The 18,624-nt window shown below is 42.1% G+C and carries 15 protein-coding genes; 10 read left to right on the plus strand and 5 right to left on the minus strand.

Going from position 1 to position 18,624, the window contains the following annotated elements; all coding sequences use genetic code 11:
• Positions 1-368 precede the first annotated feature (368 nt).
• The 7 genes from DESOR_RS06085 to DESOR_RS06115 all read left to right on the plus strand — a co-directional run bounded on the left by DESOR_RS06085 (position 369) and on the right by DESOR_RS06115 (position 7,741).
• Positions 369-599, plus strand: coding sequence for a hypothetical protein (locus DESOR_RS06085; RefSeq protein WP_042330869.1), 231 nt, complete (start codon positions 369-371; stop codon positions 597-599).
• An 82-nt stretch (positions 600-681) separates the two neighbouring features.
• Positions 682-2,055, plus strand: a complete 1,374-nt coding sequence (gene lpdA, locus DESOR_RS06090; RefSeq protein ID WP_014183729.1) for a dihydrolipoyl dehydrogenase — start codon at positions 682-684, stop codon at positions 2,053-2,055.
• A 389-nt stretch (positions 2,056-2,444) separates the two neighbouring features.
• A complete protein-coding gene (locus tag DESOR_RS06095; protein WP_014183730.1) occupies positions 2,445-3,926 on the plus strand; it encodes an aryl-sulfate sulfotransferase in 1,482 nt (493 codons plus the stop codon).
• Between the two features lie 69 nt (positions 3,927-3,995).
• Positions 3,996-5,390, plus strand: a complete 1,395-nt coding sequence (locus tag DESOR_RS06100; protein ID WP_014183731.1) for an SLC13 family permease — start codon at positions 3,996-3,998, stop codon at positions 5,388-5,390.
• Between the two features lie 125 nt (positions 5,391-5,515).
• Positions 5,516-6,235, plus strand: a complete 720-nt coding sequence (locus DESOR_RS06105; protein WP_014183732.1) for a Crp/Fnr family transcriptional regulator — start codon at positions 5,516-5,518, stop codon at positions 6,233-6,235.
• A 240-nt stretch (positions 6,236-6,475) separates the two neighbouring features.
• Positions 6,476-6,892: a glycine cleavage system protein GcvH gene (gene gcvH / locus DESOR_RS06110; protein WP_014183733.1), complete on the plus strand. Its 417-nt coding sequence runs from the start codon at positions 6,476-6,478 to the stop codon at positions 6,890-6,892.
• A 12-nt stretch (positions 6,893-6,904) separates the two neighbouring features.
• Positions 6,905-7,741, plus strand: coding sequence for a hypothetical protein (locus DESOR_RS06115; protein WP_014183734.1), 837 nt, complete (start codon positions 6,905-6,907; stop codon positions 7,739-7,741).
• A 78-nt stretch (positions 7,742-7,819) separates the two neighbouring features.
• Here DESOR_RS06115 and DESOR_RS06120 read toward each other — a convergent pair whose 3' ends face one another.
• The 5 genes from DESOR_RS06120 to DESOR_RS06140 all read right to left on the minus strand — a co-directional run bounded on the left by DESOR_RS06120 (position 7,820) and on the right by DESOR_RS06140 (position 15,115).
• The gene (locus tag DESOR_RS06120; RefSeq protein ID WP_014183735.1) at positions 7,820-9,211 is read right to left on the minus strand and encodes a sigma-54-dependent transcriptional regulator; all 1,392 of its coding nucleotides are present in this window, start codon (positions 9,209-9,211) and stop codon (positions 7,820-7,822) included.
• The gene (locus DESOR_RS06125; protein WP_014183736.1) at positions 9,208-11,349 is read right to left on the minus strand and encodes a PAS domain-containing sensor histidine kinase; all 2,142 of its coding nucleotides are present in this window, start codon (positions 11,347-11,349) and stop codon (positions 9,208-9,210) included. The genes DESOR_RS06120 and DESOR_RS06125 overlap by 4 nt, the downstream gene beginning before the upstream one ends.
• A 317-nt stretch (positions 11,350-11,666) precedes the next feature.
• Complete coding sequence (locus tag DESOR_RS06130; protein ID WP_014183737.1) at positions 11,667-13,016, minus strand: YeiH family protein; 1,350 nt, start codon at positions 13,014-13,016, stop codon at positions 11,667-11,669.
• Between the two features lie 335 nt (positions 13,017-13,351).
• Positions 13,352-13,717 (minus strand): hypothetical protein, encoded by a 366-nt coding sequence (locus DESOR_RS06135; protein ID WP_014183738.1) that lies wholly within the window; start codon positions 13,715-13,717, stop codon positions 13,352-13,354.
• Positions 13,718-13,762: 45 nt separating this feature from the next.
• Positions 13,763-15,115 carry a YeiH family protein gene (locus DESOR_RS06140; RefSeq protein ID WP_014183739.1) on the minus strand — a complete coding sequence of 451 codons (1,353 nt, stop codon included), beginning with the start codon at positions 15,113-15,115 and terminating at the stop codon, positions 13,763-13,765.
• 362 nt (positions 15,116-15,477) lie between these two features.
• Between DESOR_RS06140 and DESOR_RS06150 the strand changes: the two genes are divergently transcribed.
• The 3 genes from DESOR_RS06150 to DESOR_RS06160 all read left to right on the plus strand — a co-directional run bounded on the left by DESOR_RS06150 (position 15,478) and on the right by DESOR_RS06160 (position 18,618).
• Positions 15,478-15,837 (plus strand): DsrE family protein, encoded by a 360-nt coding sequence (locus tag DESOR_RS06150; protein WP_014183740.1) that lies wholly within the window; start codon positions 15,478-15,480, stop codon positions 15,835-15,837.
• A 263-nt stretch (positions 15,838-16,100) separates the two neighbouring features.
• Positions 16,101-17,261: an HpcH/HpaI aldolase/citrate lyase family protein gene (locus DESOR_RS06155; RefSeq protein ID WP_014183741.1), complete on the plus strand. Its 1,161-nt coding sequence runs from the start codon at positions 16,101-16,103 to the stop codon at positions 17,259-17,261.
• Positions 17,212-18,618: a phosphoribosyltransferase family protein gene (locus tag DESOR_RS06160; RefSeq protein WP_014183742.1), complete on the plus strand. Its 1,407-nt coding sequence runs from the start codon at positions 17,212-17,214 to the stop codon at positions 18,616-18,618. Before DESOR_RS06155 ends, DESOR_RS06160 begins: the two co-directional genes overlap by 50 nt.
• The last annotated feature ends 6 nt before the right edge of the window (positions 18,619-18,624 follow it).

Here is an 18,624-nt window from a genome sequence, read left to right on the forward strand (position 1 = left end):
GTACACTAATTTGCGCAAATGTTCCAGAACCAAGTATCTAGCGTCTTTTGTTCTAAGAAAGGTATGACTTTTGTAAAAACAGCATTTTACGCTTTTAGAATTATTAGTGGCATTGTAATTTTGATTACAAAATGATTCTTCTAGATAATATATACTTTTGCTCATAAGCTAACCGATCAAAGAATTAGAGATTTAAGGATGTAGAATGAAATATCAGTAGCTATGGATTAGGCAGTACCACCACCAGCGGATTGGCAAATACCATCATGTCAGCTATGGCTGCCGGTTATATTGGCATTTATTTTATTGGAAACTTGCCTGCAGTATTTGTTGCAGGAGCTTGTTGAGGGTATGCTTTAGCGACAATAATGCCTACATCATTATATAAGGCTGCATCTGTTGCGGAGCACAATCGTTCAGCGACAGCGGTTGCTATGGTTTATGCTTCGTCGAATATTGGAAGTTTCCTTTCTCCTGTCATCATAAGTTGGATTATTATAGCATTTGGCCGGGAGAATGTTGCTTCCAAGTTTTTCTTTGGCATAGTTATCCTTTCTTTGCTGGCAGTTACAACGGCTATTGAGGCAGCATCGGACTAAAAAGAGGGACGAAGAGTTGTTTGCTGAACCAAGGAAAGATAGGAAGTACTATAAACTAAACTATTACGAGGAGGACATAAGATTGTATGATGCTGTAATAATCGGGGGAGGACCCGGAGGATATGTTTCAGCGATTCGAATAGCTCAATTGGGCGGTAAGGTTGCATTAGTTGAAAAGGATAATTTAGGAGGAACTTGTTTAAACAGAGGCTGTATCCCCACGAAAAGCCTGGTGGCCGCTGCAGAAAAACTAATGGCGGTTTTGAAGGCAGAGGAGTTTGGCATAGAGGTTGGCAAGCCTGTTATCAACTTTTCAGCAATTCAAGTCAAAAAAGCGGAAGTTGTGGAGACTTTAGTCAAGGGCATTGACTTTCTGATGCGGAAAAACAAAATCGATCTCATTAAGGGCAAAGCCATGATTAAAGATTCTGCCCTTGTCCAAGTGAATACAGGCAGTGATATTCGGGAATTAGCCTGTACAAACATTATTATTGCCACAGGCTCCAGTCCTGCAATGATTAAAGCTTTAGGGTACAACGGCAGTACTATCATAACCAGTGAAGAGGCCTTAATGCTGAAGGAAGTTCCGGAAAGCTTAATTATTATCGGTGCCGGTGTTATTGGGTGTGAGTTTGCTCATATCTATGGTACTTTGGGATCAAAAATAACCATGGTCGAGTCAGCCCCCAGCATCTTACCCTTGTTGGATAAGGATCTCAGCAAACGTTTACAAATGATGCTCAAGAAGAAAAATGTCAGCATCAAAACAAAAGTCATGATTCAAAGTATGCAAGAGACCGCCGAAGGTGTGGTGGCTAGGTTAGAAAGCGGGGAGACCCTATCTGCCCAAAAAGCTCTGATATCCATTGGCAGAAGTTTAAACACCCAGGAATTAGGCTTGGAAGATCTAGGGGTAGCTTTGGGAGCAAAAGGAGAAATCATTGTTTCGGATCAAATGAAAACAAATGTTCCAGGTGTTTATGCTATTGGTGACGTGGTTAATAAATATCAGCTGGCTCATGTTGCTTCGGCTCAAGGGATTATCGCTGCCGAGAATATTATGGGACAGGAGACCGTGATGGACTATACAGCCGTTCCCAGTTGTATATTTACTCATCCGGAACTGGCGTCTGTCGGTATTACGGAACAGATGGCGAAAGAAAAAGAAATGCCCATAACGGTAGGGAAGTTTAACTTCATGGCCAACGGCAAAGCCTTAAGCATGGGAGAACCGGAGGGGCTGGTAAAAATTATCGCTCACCGGGAAAGCGATGTTGTTTTAGGTGTGCATATTATAGGACCTCATGCTTCGGATATGATTGGAGAAGCTACCTTAGCGGTTAAAAAAAGCATGACAGCCAAAGATTTGGCGGCAACCATTCACGCTCACCCTACCTTAACGGAGGCAATCATGGAAGCTGCAGAAAATGTTCATGGCTTAAGCATTCATGGCTAATCTGCTTTCGAATTTTGCGAGGGTGGAACGGTAATTATCAGCTATTGAGGGCAATAATGTCAATTATTCTGTTTTATACTGATATTTTTACATTTAATGACTTAAGACCTAGCTTTTCAGCGGAAAGCGAGGTCTTTTTTTGACCGAAAATGTTGAATTGAGAAAAATTATTCATGGTTTGTAACTAAGGTTACAATCTTTTGAGCGCTTATATTGTATATTTCTATTATAGCTATTAAAAAACTTACGATAAGATGGTTCGATATTCCAGAAGAGAAAAGGGGTTGATCAGAAAAAAATTTGCCAAGGATGCGTAATGTTTCACAATACCTTAAATGTGAAAATGACGACAAGAACTATCAGTATGTAATTTAAGGAGGATAAAAATTATGGGACTACCTACAATACATCCAACAGGAACTACCGTCTATAATCCTGAAAAGGCTTCAAACGGATATACCATTTTTCAAGCCAACGAACTTGGAGCAATGTTAATTGACATGAACGGCAAAGAAGTTAAACTGTGGAAAGGTCTGCAGGGCTTCCCCAACAAAATGCTGCCCGGCGGTTATGTTTTGGGACATCGCGGTACCCGGGATACCAAATTTGGTTATCAAGACGACATTGACCTAATTCAAGTGGATTGGGACGGAAATGTTGTTTGGGAATTCAACAAATACGAATATATTGAGGATCCCGGCAACGAGCCCCAATGGATGGCCCGACAGCATCATGATTACCAAAGAGAAGGAAACCCCGTTGGCTACTATGTTCCGGGTATGGACCCCAAAGTCGACAGCGGCAATACCTTACTTTTGTGTCATAAGAATGTCCTTAATCACAAAATTTCCGACAAAAACTTATTAGATGATACAATTATCGAAGTGGACTGGGAAGGCAATATTGTCTGGGAATGGGTCTGCAGCGAACATTTTGACGAACTAGGATTCTCAGAGGCAGAAAAAAATGTCCTCTTCAGAGATCCCAATATGCATGACTGCGGAGGCGGCATGGGTGACTGGATGCATATTAATTCCATGTCTACTCTGGGACCTAACAAATGGTACGATCAAGGGGATGAGCGTTTCCATCCTGATAATATTATCTGGGATGCCCGTGAAAGCAATATCATGGCAATTATCAGCAAAGAAACAGGCAAAATCGTTTGGAAACTGGGTCCGGATTTCACCTCCAGCAAGGCATTGAAAAAAATGGGTATTATCATTGGCCAACATCATTGCCATATGATTCCCAAGGGTCTTCCCGGAGAAGGAAATATTTTGGTTTTTGATAATGGCGGTTGGGCAGGCTATGGTTTGCCAAGCATGACATCTCCCTATGGTACCAAAGCCTATCGCCGGGATCATTCAAGAGTTTTAGAATTTGATCCCATCACTCTGAAGATTGTTTGGCAGTATACCCCAACAGAAGCCGGTCATTTACAGCCCTTCCACTCCCATCATTTTTACAGTCCATTCATCAGCAGTGCCCAGAGAATGCCCAACGGCAACACGGTTATTACCGAAGGTTCCGGAGGAAGAATTATTGAAGTAACCCCTGAGCACGAGCTCGTTTGGGAATATATTTCTCCCTACTGGGGTAAAAAATTCCACCTCAATATGGTTTACCGTGCCTATCGCTTACCCTATGAATGGGTTCCTCAATTAGAAAAACCGGTAGAAGTTCCTATTGAGAGAGTGGAGGTAACAGAATTCAGAATGCCAGGGGCAGCCCCTCTTGGTTGTGATGATGTTGTAGAAGTAGACGGTACTTTAGGATATGGTGATGTGGATGGATTCTGCGTCACAACGGAAGAAGCCCCTCAGGTGGAAGACGATGACGATGAGTATTCCGGGGTAATCCGTATTTAAGGATCATGAGAACCGGTAGAGGGCCACCGCGCCCTCTGCCGAGAAATGCAAAAAGAGGAGATGATTCATATGTCAACGGCATTAGCTCCTTCTCCCCAAGGCATTGACCGCAAGAAACTTATATATTGGATTCTGACTATCGGGTTACCTGTTCTGGTAATGTTCATTCCGGTCAATGAAGCCTTTACAGCACAAATTCGCTTATTTGTAGCCATTACACTGTGTGCAATTTTAATATTTGCCTTTGAGACTATGGATAGCTTGATTCCTTCTATTCTTTTGCCTGTTGCCTACGTCATGGTTAAATTAGCTTCGGCAAACGTCGTCTTTAGCCCTTGGTCACTTTATATTCCCTGGATGTTCATGGGCGGGATGCTTATGGCCAACGTATTGGACGGAATTGGAATTTTGAAACGAATCGCCTATTGGTGCATAATTAAAACGGGGGGTACTTACAACGGAATTTTGTACGGGATTTTGGTGATCGGAATCATTCTTAACCTGATGATACCCTCCAGTGCCATCATACCTCTGGCAGCTTTTACCTATGGTATTTGTAAAGCCCTTGACTTAGGCCCTTCTAAAGAAGCTGCAGGTATCATGATTGCAGGTTGTTTTGCTTCACTGTTTCCCATGTTCTTCTTCTACAACCCTAATATGGCCATCATCTTTGGCCTGGGTTCCCAGGTTACCAAAATATCTGTGTCATGGGTGCAGTACTTTATTCATGGACTTCCCTTTGTCTTGTGGTATGTGCTGATGATCTTTGTCATCTCAAAGGTGTTTAAATCCGACAAAAATATCGATTGTAAGGAACTTATCTCAGAGGAATACAAGAAACTAGGCAAAATCACCAAAGCAGAGAAAAAAGGCTTGTTTGTATCCCTGCTGCTGTTCATCTTTTTGGTAACTGGAAATATCCATCATATCGAAGTGGGCTGGGGATTCGTATTTGCGGCATGCTTAATGTATTTTCCAGGTATTAATATTGGAACTAATGAGCATGTCAAAAAGACGAACTTTCCAATGGTTTTCTTTGTCACAGCGTGTATGTCCATCGGTTCTGTGGCAAATGTTATCGGAGTAGGCAAGGCTGTGGCCAATGCCTTAGTGCCCGTCATGGCAGCCCAGGGTCCCTTAGTCACCATCGTCTTAATTTGGCTGCTCTGTGTTGGCTCAAACTTCTTATTGACACCATTAGCTATTATGGCGACCTTTACCGTGCCCCTGACTCAAGTGGCTATTAATTTGGGGATGAATCCCCTGCCGATCTTCTACACCATCTTCCAAGGAATTGACCAAATCGTTATGCCTTATGAATATGCTTTAGTATTGATATTCTTCTCCTTCGGCTTGATACGATTGAAAGATTTTATAAAAATATTTAGCCTGAAGATGGTCTTGAATTTAGTTTTTCTAGTGGTAGTTATGTACCCCTATTGGAAACTCCTAGGTTTGCTCTAAGGGTCAATATGAGTGAGGAGTTGAGGATTTGCAGGCTCCTCACTCATAATCAATACTTGGCGGCATCTAATCAGAGATTTCATACTTTTAACGTCTCAAATATTTTGAAGGAAAGAGGGATTCACATGAGTGATAAAACAAATGAATTAATTGAGTTTATTACAACTTCAATTATTTTTGATGAAACCACTCTCGAAAGTGAAGGATTGTCTTCAAGTGTCTGGGATAAATATCTAGAATTAGGTTGTCGAACGGTAAAAATGCCAGGTGACTATATTATATATCCCGGAGAAAATCTTAAGGGCTGTTTTTTTATTAAAAGAGGTAAGCTTAAATCAAATTTCATTGGTAAAGACGGTGCAACAAAAATACTATCCATTATAGGTAATGGTGCGACGTTTGGAGAACAGTTTGTCTTTCATAGTCAGCCGGGCTTATTTGAAGCTATTGTCATGTCAGAATCTGAACTTTATTTCTTTACAAGAGATAAAATGTTGGAATTATGTAAGAAAGATTTTGAAATCAGTCTTTTTATGCTAAAAACTTTAGCTATCAAATCAAGAATGTTAGCTATTCAGCTTGAAGATACCTGTGTGCGCAATACCATGCAGAACATTTGCCGAATACTCTATACCTTTTGTTGTTATGAAGAAAATAACGGTCAGTCAAGCGACGGCATATCAATCCTTTTAACCCATGAAGATTTAGCCAACATGATAGGAGCCCATCGGGTTACAATTACCAAGAATCTCAATAAGCTTAAAAAGCTCAAAGTCCTGAATTATAAATATGAAAAAGTAACGGTACTCAATACCCATATGCTGAAAGAGTTTGCCTTTAATTAGGAAGGGAAAATTGTACCGTCATATAATATAGAATTTCTGCTCCTGTACATTAGCAGGAGTTATTTTGTACTATCAGAAAGTACAAACGTGCGTAATATACTTTCTAAGCATAACTAGGGAGCCGCCTGCGCTGGAGGCTGCTATGGATCATTTGTTTTTCCTAAATTGTAAGCATAGCTACAAATTTAAAACCGCCTTAGGTGTAAACTAAAGATAAAACCTACTGAGAGGATGAAAAGGATGGCTCAGACTAAGAAAACCATAGATGAACTTAACTATGATGAGCAAATCAGTTATTACCCCGAGCATACATGGGTAAGGGTAGAAGAGGATACAATGACGATTGGGATTTCAGATTACGCTCAAGATCAGCTGGGAGACGTGCTTTTTGTGGAGCTTCCAGCTGTGGGGGATGAGTTTCAGCGAGGAGAGTCCTTTGGTCAGGCTGAATCGGCAAAGACGGTTTCTTCCCTGATCATGCCCTTGAGTGGAAAAGTAACGGCAGTTAATGAAGCTCTGGAGGATGATCCGGAACTTTTAAACAAGAATCCCTATCTAGAGGGATGGATCATTACTATAGAAGCAAAGGATCAGACAGAGCTGGAAGAGCTGCTGACTTGGCAGCAATATAAAGAGCTTTTGCAAAATCAAGCCTAAGGAGGGTTTACATTGAGCATTACTATCTTCACGGCAACAGGCTGTACCCGCTGTAAAATTGTTAAAGGTTATATGGAAGCCCACCAAATTGACTATGTGGAAAAAGACATGAAGGCGGAAGGAAAAGATGAATTCCAAAGCTTTTACAAGGCTAATCGCAATGCTGTCTTCCGCGGACCTGACGGCATTGAATTTCCCATCATTACCGACGGCAAGAATATTCGCCAAAGTATTGGCGCCGCCATCGCCTATCTCCATGCCGGCGAAAAGTTGGACGGCTATTTCAGTGTTGGTACACTCCACAAGGAATGGGTGGATGGGATTCATTTGTCCGGGGGGAATCCGGAATATGGTGATGAATTAATACAAGTTCTGAAATATATTAAAGGCAACAATATGAAGCTGCAGATTGACACCGATGGGCGCAATAGTCATATTCTTGAACGTGTCATCGCGGAAAATTTAGCAGATGTCCTAATCATGGACGTTATCGCTCCCCTGGAGTTGTATGGGCAAATACTAGGGAAAGAAATCAAACCTGAAGAGATTGTGAAAAGTTTAAATGTTATAACGATATTTCCTGAGCCTAAATTGCAGACCTTAATCCGGCCTGTCAGACGTGCCGACGGCAGCATTTCTTATCTGACACCCGACGAAATTGCCGGTATTGCCAAGCTTATTCAAGAAGGTACGGGGAGTAATAAATGCCGGTACTTTCTGAAGACTTTTAAATCCCAGGACAGCACCGATAAAGAATTGCAGAAGGTTGATCCCTTGAAGTCTACTCAATTGTTTAGTTATCGAACTAAGGCGAGAACCTTTCAAGTCTTTGCTGAAATCGAAAAATAGTTTAGTTTAGGATAATTAAGGAAATTATAGAAGGCAGGAGCGGAAAGAAATACTTCTTTCTGCTCCTGCCCCTTTTGCTTACTCATTCATATCGTAAGCTTGGATTTTCCGGTACAGATTTCTGACACTTATTCCTAGTAAATTGGCAGCTTGGGTTTTGTTTCCCTTAACTTTCTTCAGAGTGGCTAAAATATAGTTTTTTTCCACCTCTTCTAATGAGGGACAGGGATTGTCCCGGAATATATGGAAGAATTCTTCTTCAGAATCGAAAGTCGGTGCTCCCTTTAAAACTTGAGTGGATTTTTCCGGCCAGATATCCCTGGGTGAGATGGTTCCATCGGCTGACAAGATTTGTCCTCGCTCGATAAGATGGAAGAGTTCACGAGTATTCCCGGGGAAACCATAATTCAGCAATTGTCCTTGGGTTTCCGGCAAGAGGATATAATGATCATGGAGTAGATCTTTGTTTTGTGTATTTAGAAAGTGATTGACAAGAGGGATGATATCTTCCCGCCGTTCCCGCAAAGGAGGTACAAATAAGGTTAAGCCATTTAAGCGATAAAAGAGATCCTCACGGAACCTTCCTTGGTTTATTTCCTCTTTCAGGTCTCGATTGGTGGCGGCGACAATTCGTACATCCACCCGGCGAAGCCGGGTATCCCCAACTCTCCGGAATTCTCCGCTTTCTAAAAAGCGAAGAAGCTTGACTTGTATGGATAAAGGCATTTCACCAATTTCATCGAGAAAGAGAGTACCGTTGTCAGCCATTTCCACTAAGCCAATTTTTTGAGTCCCGGCGCCTGTAAAGGCGCCTTTCTCGTGCCCGAAGAGTTCACTTTCGATGAGAGCTTCCGGGATAGCCCCGGCGTTTACGGGAATACAGGGACGGTTAACTCTTGAGCTCCAGAAATGAATGGCTTGAGCAATCAGCTCCTTGCCGACGCCGCTTTCTCCTTGTATGAGGACGGAAGTGTCCGTTTGAGCAACTTTGCGGGTCATTTCCAGGAGGGAGGTCATTGCCTGGCTTTCAGAAACTATTTTCAGTTCGGAAGACTGACGGTTAACAACTTGGCGCAGGCCGGTATTCTCCATCAGCAGCTTTCGGTTTTCCAAAGCTTTTTGCAAGGTGATTTCAAGTTCCGACAAGTTGCAGGGTTTGGTCAGGTAATCATAGGCGCCCAGCTTCATAGCTTCTATGGCGGACTCGATGGTCCCATTCCCAGTCAACATAATGACATGCAGGTCCGTTTGGAATTGTTTTATCTTGGGCAAGAGGATAAGTCCATCACCGTCCGGCAGCTTGATATCCAGTAAAACAGCATCAATTAAAGTATCTTTAAGCAGAGACAAACCTTCTCTGGCTGTGCCCGCTTCCAATACTTCGTAGCCTTTTCGCTTTAAACGCTGGGCGATAATGGCGCGCAAAGCTTCTTCATCATCTAAAATTAGTACTTTTGAACTGTATTTCATTGACCTTGATCTCCTGCTTCATGGAAAGGCAGGCTTATTTTTACCCGGGTGCCTTGGCCTTCCGTACTTTCTAATATCATTTCACCATGCATCTTGATAATAATCCCATAACTTACGTAGAGGCCTAAACCAGTGCCCTGACCGGGGGATTTCGTAGTGAAAAACGGGTCAAAGGCTTTCTTGAGATTGTCTTGAGGAATTCCTTCTCCATAATCTTGTACGATAAAATAGATTTTATTGCCCTCACGGTATCCTTTAACTTCGATGCCCCCTCTTTCAGGGGAAGCGTCCAAAGCATTGGTTATCAAATTCAGGACGACTTGCTGCCATTCGTTTTCATTGCCTAAGGCAAAGAGACTGTTTTCTAAATCAAATTTAATAGTTAGATGCTTTTGTTTAGCTTTATGCTCTAAAAGTCCCAGAGTTTGCGAGCTGGCTACCCCAATATCAATGAGGTCACTGCCTGAATTGCGTTTACGGGCAAAACCCAGCAAACGATCGGTGATTTGCTTACAGCGGACGATTTGTTCCAAGACCGTTTTAAAGCCGGCCTTAATTTCTTCCTGGCTCGGGCCGGGATCATCTTCATTTAAGCGATCAAGTAAGTCTTCACTATGGGCGGCGACAATGGCCAAAGGATTATTAATTTCATGGGCTACCCCCGATGCCAAAAGTCCGATAGCAGCCATTTTATCCGTCTCAATCATGCGGGCTTCCATCTCCACTTCTTGAGTAACGTCATCGAGAAGCAGGAGGTAGGCCGCATTTTCAGGATTATCCGGCGACAATTCATAATACATTTCCCGGAAATGCCGGCGTTCATTATTGACAAAAACAGAAATCGTTCGGCCGTTTTCCAGGATGATGCCATCCATTCTTTGACCGGAAATGACTTTTTCACAGGGGAGATTGGCTAAACTTTGGACAAACCATTGAGCGAATTTCGTATTCCACCAAAGTATCTTCTTTTCAGAATCTAAAAGCACCATTCCGGCACCGACTCCGTCGACAACAGTGGTCAAGAGTTCTTTCTCGTTCTTTAGGTTTTCATTCTTTTGATCCAAGGAATTGAGCAGCTGATTAAAGGATTTTACCAGCCTGCCGATCTCATCCCAGCTTTCAATGGGAATATGGGATTCCAAGTCTCCTGTGAGAATAATTTGACGGACTTGAGCTTCAAGATTTTCAATAGGATGTACGACTTTTAAACCAAAGGAGATGCTGATGATCATGACAAGGGCCATGATTAAGATGGCAATCATAACCAGGCGAAAGGCAAATTCAAAGATGGGTTTATTAGCTTCGTGGGCCGGTTGTTCGATAAAGACCGCCCAGTTTGGATCCCCCACGGAAGCAAAGGCGCCAATAACGTAGACGCCGGCGTAATTTTTATATTCACTCCCAGTAGACAAAGTTTCTCCTTCCAAGAAGCTTTGTACGGCAGGATTTTGGAGAATCTCTTCTTGATGTAGCTCCAGACCGGAGTTAGTTTGGCTGATTAGCGTTCCCTTTTGGTCAACTAAAAAGATGTATTCTCCTTCCCCTAGCTGGAAATTGAAATAGCGGCTGATCATTGAATTTAAGTCTATTTTTGCCTGCAGGTAACCCATTCGTCTCCCGCTCAAGGGATCCTCAATAGCCACAGTAAAGTAGATTTCCGGTTGTCCGGCTCTTGAAAAAAAAATCTCGCTCATGGCTGAGGATTCTTCAGAGGAGATGGGATTTTCAAAGGCTGAGGCGGATGAATCCGGAAAGGTTCTGTCCTCGCGATCAATGCGTTCTATAACCTCAAAATCAATAGCTCTCACTGTAAGCTCTTTTATGGCGGGTTCTTTCTGCAAGAGGGTTTCTAAAATTATCTGACGGGAGGTTTCGTTGTTTCCGACCAGAGCTCGGGCGGTTGTTGTTTTGGTAAGAGTTAAGCCGTTTTCGGTATTTGCCATGGCATCCCGAATTTCATGGGCCAGGACGGACACCTGGTCAAAGTTTTGTTCATAAATATCTTTCTGTAGATTTTGCCGTACCGATGTAAAACCTAAATACCCCAGGAAAAACAGAGGAAGAATGGACATAGTCACTCCAAACAAGAGAAAATGGACCTTTATACGCATCCACCAGGGAATTGAGTTTTTTTTCAAGGTTTGGCCTCCATCCGCTGGTCTGATCATCACCAGCGAGAAATAATGTCAATAAGTATTAAAAGAATAATTGCAATAAAATAAGTAACTAATACTGGAAAGCAGAAGTCGAGGATTCTGTTGATAATCGGACTTTTGGGGTCCAGGATGTTCAATTCCAGTCCTCCTCATCACGCAAATTCCTTAGCAAAATGATGAACTTAGCTTCTTCCAGTATATAATATAAACATTCAATGGTCATGTCGAATTTTATCCGTTGACACAAACAACAAGAAGCCTTCCGATATTTGCGGAAGGCTTCTTGTTGTTTGTTAACATTACTTGACCATGGCCCAGTAACCGCCCATGACTATTACGGAAAGGATATAACCAAGAGGTACGTTTACTAAGACACCGGTGGTAAAGGCTGCAAAGGGTTTCCAGCCTACAGAGGTAAGTTCTCTGAAGCGAGTAGTTAAACCGATGGAAAGGAAGGTGAAGATGAAAGCCCAGCCTCTTAACACCTTGATAGGGCCAATAACTTGAGCATTAATGGCTGCTGATGTTGTAGCATCAACACTGGCAACCAGGAGTGTTATGATAATAGAAGCAACAAAGAATCCTAAAACAAATTTCGGGAACCGAAGCCAGATCTCACCGGCATTGGGTTTGGTTCCATCGTGTCTTTTTTCCCATTTGGTGATAGAGACTAAAGCCATAACAAAGCACCAGATTCCGACGAACATATCCCGGCCGACAACTTTCATTAATGTAAAGGTTTTAATAGCTTGTTCGTTAATGGAAGCAGCTGCGGCCATTCCGGCTGCATCGGCAAATTCAGAGGTTCCAATCCATGCTCCAGCAGGACCAGGAGCAATGCCTAAGGCTTTAATGAAGATGGGAAGGGCAAAGATCATAACGATAGCCCAGACAATAACTAAGGAAATGGAAATCGATACATGTTGTTTTTCAGCTTTGACAGAGCCGCCGATGGCAATGGAAGCAGATACACCGCAGATTGATCCGCCTGCTGCCAAGGTAGCAGAGAAACGGTTGTCTAAGCCAAAGAGACGGGTACCGGCCCAATAAATTGTGAGGTAGGTAGTAACAGCAATAATGGTTGCTTGAAGAAAGGCGACGGGGCCGGATTGCATGATTAAAGTAAAGGGAAGTGTCGCTCCCATGAGTACGATACCGGTTTTAACAAAGAACTCAGTCCGCAAAGAGGCATCCATAAACTTAGGAAGCTTAACAAAGTTGCCGATAATCAGTCCGACTGCCAGAGCAAGAAGAGGAGCTTCCAGATTATATTTTTTCATGATATCCCAAGAACCCACGATGGTGACCAGAACACTCATAATATATAAGACAGTAAATCCGGGTATAAACTGGCTTAGTTTATGACCGAGGACCTTAACGGCAAAGGAAAACAGAATAAGAAATAGCAGGTACAGACCGATAATTCCACTGACATGAGTGCTTATATAACTGGTTGCTTTGCCAAATTCCGTGTAACCAGGCACACTAATGGCTACCCACTTCATAAAGCTGCTGCCCGAAGTCCAAAGTATGATGGCGGCTATGACTACCCCTAAGCCGAGCCAAACTGCCCAATAGTCTTCTTTTTTCCAAAGATCAGACCAACCGCTGGACGGAGAGGTTGGTTTACTTGTTTCAACTTGTGCCATATTGATAACCTCCATAAGTAGTTTTAAGCGATTCTGCCAAAGATTGGGTTCAACTTGATGAATTAAACATGCGTTTCATCTCCTTTGCTGAGTATTTCAGTCTATTATTAGAATTCTTAAATTGATTTATAAGCAATAACTATGCCAAAGGTTTGTTCTTGTGAGTACTAGTGTAAATAGAGGCTTTATGGCTTATTAGGGGGGCCTGAGACTTTCCAATAAGTCATGACAATTTGTCACTGTGCCAAATTGTCATGCCAAAATGTCATAAAAAAACCAAGGGTCCTCCACTGGTATGAAGTGGAAGGACCCTTGGTACACAAATGCAAAAGAATCTAAAGGACTCCCCATTTACGGGTATATTCAACTTTTAGAACGAATTCGTTGTCGGTAAATCCATGGTCTTTTAGGAGCTTGATCGCATGGTTGAAATCGTAGGTTTCTGTTTCCATAAGAATATAATCCTTTTTACCCGTCATTGCCCAATCATCATGGGCTTCAGTCAGCAAATCCATCATTACTGCGATTCGCTCTAATCTCGAAGACAAGAATTCCTTTAGATTGCGGACAGCTTGAGGGCTTATCTTCTTAACTTTTAGAATGGTTTCAAAAGGGGAGACTTCTCCAGGCTCCCAAGTTTTCTCATAAAAATAGAAAAAAAATCGAGCTCTTTGTACACAAGTTTCATTATCCGGGTGCATACTTTTTTTCTCCTTACATCATAAACTAGCCTCAAGATTTAAAGCTTACTTGATAGTTGTCCAATAGTTGCCCATAATTACCACAGACAATAGGTAACCAAGAGGAATATTGACCAGAACTCCGGCAGTAAAAGCAGCAAAAGGTTTCCAACCAACTGAAGCAAGTTCTTTTAAGCGGCTGGATAGACCAATTGAAAGAAAGGTAAGAATAAAGGCCCAGTTCCTTAATTCAATAATTGGGTTAATGATATTAATGTCAATAGCTTTAGAGGTGACGGTATTTGCTGAGGCTGCTAAAAAAGTAATAATTATAGAGGCTATAATAAACCCTAAAACAAATTTTGGAAAGCGAAACCAAATATCCAGGGCATTAGGGTTAGTGCCGGAATATCGTTTTTCCCAGCGGGTAATAGATGTAAGAGCCATGATAAAGCACCAGATTCCAATGAACATGTCCCTGCCGACGACCTTCATAAGAGTAAAGGTTTTAATGGCTTGTTCATTAATAGCAGCTGCCGCAGCCATTCCCGGAGCATCTGCAAATTCAGCTGTACCAATCCATGCCCCCGCCGGCCCGGGAAGTATGTTTAAGGCCTTAATTGCAAAAGGAAGAACGAAAATCATAATTATGGAACAAAGAATAACCAGGGAGATGGCAATAGACACATGCTGCTTTTCAGCTTTAACGGTACCGCCGATGGCGATGGATGCCGAGACCCCGCAGATGGAACCTCCGGCAGCCAATGTTGCTGCGAACCGCTTATCCAGAGCAAAAACCCGCGTGCCCGTCCAATAAATAGTGAGAAAGGTTGCTACAGCGATAATGGTTGCTTGGGCGAAGGCCGTGGAACCGGCTTGGACAATTAGCGTAAAAGGTAAAGAAGCACCCATTAAAACAATGCCAAACTTTACATAAAATTGAGTTTGCAGTGCCGTACTCAGCCAATAGGGAATTCTTAAAAAGTTGCTGATTAACAGTCCTACTAAGAGAGCCAGAAGTGGGGTCTCAACATTATAGCGTTTCATAACATCCCAAGAACCCAAAATTGAAACCAGGATGCTTAACAAAAACAGGAACGTAAACCCTGCTACAAAGCGTTTGACTTCTCCGGTGAGGGCTTTAATAGCTATTGAACATAAAACCAGCAGAAATAGATAGAGTGCTGAGAGAGTGTTTTTATGATCGTAAATAAAATTAACAGCTGTTCGATAATCGCTATAATTCGGTATCTTTAGTACAATCCAATTCATGAAAGTATTGCCGGTACTCCAAAACAAGATAGCCAGCAGTACAATCGTTAAACCCAGCCACATCGCCCAATAATCTTCTTGTTTCCAGAGCTCGGACCAGCCCCCCGAAGGAGTGGTGGATTTTTTTGCTGTGGATACATAGCCCAATGGTTTACCCCTCTCCTTTTCAAGCCTCCTATTTAACTATTGTCACAGAAACATTATATGCCATATGCAAGGCTTGTTATAGGATAACTTTTATTGTATTTTCATTTTTTGTTCTAGATAACATTTCAGTATCCTGTTCTGGGTTTTGCCGGATTTATCCCATTTCGATTGATATATTGGCATTATATATGATAGCTTGCTCAGGATAAAGATATTTCTAGTTTTTAAATCAAAAATCTTCTTCAATCTATTGATAAAAATAATTTTTTACTATGTAAAGGAAAGTGACAATTTATGGAGAAGAAACTATAATAAAAGTTTTGGGCATATGCTCAATCCGTTTATGATTTGAGGAGGGAATTATGGTGGAAAAATTCTTATTTGTATTCAGCCGCGGACTTGAGGATCCGGTTCGGGCAACCCGGGGATTTCAACTTGCGAAGGTGGCCAAAGAAAAAGGTCATGAGGTTAGTATTTTCTTAGTGGATGATGCAGTTGTTTATGGGGTTTTAGGGCTGGCCGATAATGTCAAAGCCCCTACGGGAGATGATGCTAAATCCTATATTGATTATTTAGTTGGGCAGAAAGTGCCGTTTTATATTTGTACCCCTTGCGCCCGTTACAGGATGTTTGGGGAAGATGAGTTTATTGAAGGGGCCAAATTATCCACAGCGGGACACCTTATTGATTTAGCAGCGGAAGCCAAAGTCTTTACGTTCTAAGGTTTACATTTTAACTTGCAGATGGAAGAAACCCGCATTAACCAAAGCTGTTTAATCGGGTTTCTTTCTTTTTCTTTATTGCTTATATTAAAGAGTTTTAATTAAGATTTAACACTATTTTCACTAATTGTTCACCAAAAAGGAAACAATTAGTAGTAAACTTAAGTTATGGATAAGCTGTTAACCCTATTGAAGGAAGGAGGAAGTACAGCTTTGGCTGGTACGATTAAGTGAGACATTTTAATTATTTGACGAAAGAGGGTATGGATACCACTTTCTTTAAAGCCCCCGAGTTTTTTGATAAAGATACCCCTAGAGAAGTACTTGCCCATGCCTTAGGTGCTATGCTCTATATGCCGGGAACAAGAGAAACCATTGCCCAGGATATCATTTCCAAGAAGTACTGGGGATTAGCCTCAACAGTGTTTTGTCTGGAAGATTCTATTGGAGATAAGGAAGTCCCTTGGGCCGAGGAGAATCTTACTAAGCAAGTTAAAGAAATAGACAGGGCGTTAAATAACCAGGAGCTTGAGTCGGCTGATCTGCCGCTAATTTTCATTAGAGTTCGCGCACCCGAACAGATTATAAGGCTGATTGAGAGAATGGGTGACAGCTCCAGGATAATTACAGGGTTTGTCTTTCCGAAATTTACTTCGGAAAGTTATGCATATTTTGAGGCTATTAAGAGTCTTAATGGATTGAGTGGCTTTTTTTACGGAATGCCTATTATCGAAAGTTCTCAGACAATTTACCGGGAATCCCGCATCCACGAATTAATGGGAATTAAGCACCTCTTAGACAGGTATCATAATTTAGTCTTAAATGTTCGTATTGGAGCCACGGACTTTTCCGGTTATTATGGAATTCGCCGCGGCCCTGATGTGACGATTTATGATATAACCGTCATTCGCGATTGCATTGCCGATATCATTAATATTTTCGGGCGAATTGAGAACGACTACGTCGTTTCCGGTCCTGTTTGGGAGTACTTCTCAAACGGGGGAAGAGTCCTAAAACCTCAGCTTCGCAAAAGTCCTTTTGAACAATTTCATGATATCCACGGCCATAATCGAACGAAGATAAGAAGCCAGCTTTTAAATAAATACATCGATGGTCTCATCCGGGAAGTCATTCTCGACAAGGAAAATGGTATTTTTGGCAAAACCATTATCCATCCCAGTCATATCATACCTGTTCAAGCCCTTTATATTGTCGGTCATGAAGAGTATTTGGATGCCTTGAGTATCATAGAAAACAGCAATGGCTTGCAAGGGGTTACGAGAAGCCATTATACTAATAAAATGAATGAGATTAAGCCGCATTATCAATGGGCACAAAAAATCTTGTTGAGAGCAAGAAATTATGGAGTGTTTCATGAACAACACAATTTCATCAGTTTGCTTACCGAAGACTTATACTTATGACGTTGAAGGTCAAAGGGTGTTGGTGGCTCTGACAGGCAATCCCTTTAATTACGACCCTCAGACTCTTTATTCGTTAGCTGCCAGGAGGAATAAGAAACGCGGTTTTTTGTTTGTCAGCAAGGTTTTGGGCAAACATGTACCGGTTAACCCCTATGTCCCTTTGCTGGCAGGGATAAATTTAGGAGCACATTTTATCGAGAAAATCCATGGGGTACATCAAGTCGATGTTCAGGCCGTTGTTGAGGCAGTTAAGAAGAATGAACAGACTAAAGAAGTCTATGCCAGGGTCATTTCTCAGCCACGCTTTGTTTTGCCCCGGGAAACATTATTTATTGGCTTCGCCGAAACGGCAACCGGGTTGGGACATGCTGTATTCAGTCTGTTTGATAATGCTCATTACCTGCATACGACCCGTGACAAGATCCCTATGCTGCAGCCAGCTCTTGATTTTAATGAGGTTCATTCTCATGCAGTCAATCATTTGTGCTACCCAGAGAATCCGGAACTACTGAAAACCTCAAAAACCGTTGTACTCATAGATGACGAGATAACAACTGGTAATACGGCTCTCAATATTATTAGAGCTATTCATGAACAATATGCCATCAAGGATTATGTCGTCTTATCCCTTTTAGATTGGAGAACCAAAGATAACCGGGGGAATTTCAGGAAAATGGAGGAACTTCTTTGCCTTAAGATTAGGACTCTTTCTCTTTTAGAAGGAGAGATTGATGTCAGCGGTTCCTCCTATCATGAACAATCCCCGCAAAACCTGACAACTGATACGGAGAATAGGGAGAGTTTCCAGGTTATAGTTGAAGAGCAATTGCTAAATTTGCAAGAGGTTGTGTCAGTTTTTTCCGTGGATGTAAATGGACAGGAAAGTGCTTCACCCTATTTAAAAGTGACGGGAAGATTTGGGCTGTCCAGCCGGGAAGATCAAGATACGCTGCCTTTAGCCAGAGAAATCGGAGAAAATCTGAAACCCCATAGAGCCGGCGGCAAAACTCTTTGCCTGGGGACCGGTGAGTTCATGTATTTCCCCATGCTGATTTCCGCCTTTATGGGAGAGGGGATAAGCTATCATGCGACGACGAGAAGCCCAATCTATCCTTTCCCTAAACCAGGTTATGGGATTCAAAATGCCTTTACTTTTCCTTGTCCTGATGATGAGGGTATTTCTTATTATGTCTATAACATTCCTCTTAACTACTATGATGAACTGTATGTGTTTCTGGAAAGGGAAGTTTCTCTTGAAAGGCTGCAGCCAATGTTAAGAGTGTTTTCCCAACTGGGTATTCCCCGTTTAAGCTTAGTAATAGCTTCTCCCGTATCCCGGAAGACAGAAAAGAGGTGACCGCAG

Origin of the sequence: Desulfosporosinus orientis DSM 765, assembly GCF_000235605.1 — a bacterium.
Taxonomy (GTDB): domain Bacteria; phylum Bacillota; class Desulfitobacteriia; order Desulfitobacteriales; family Desulfitobacteriaceae; genus Desulfosporosinus; species Desulfosporosinus orientis.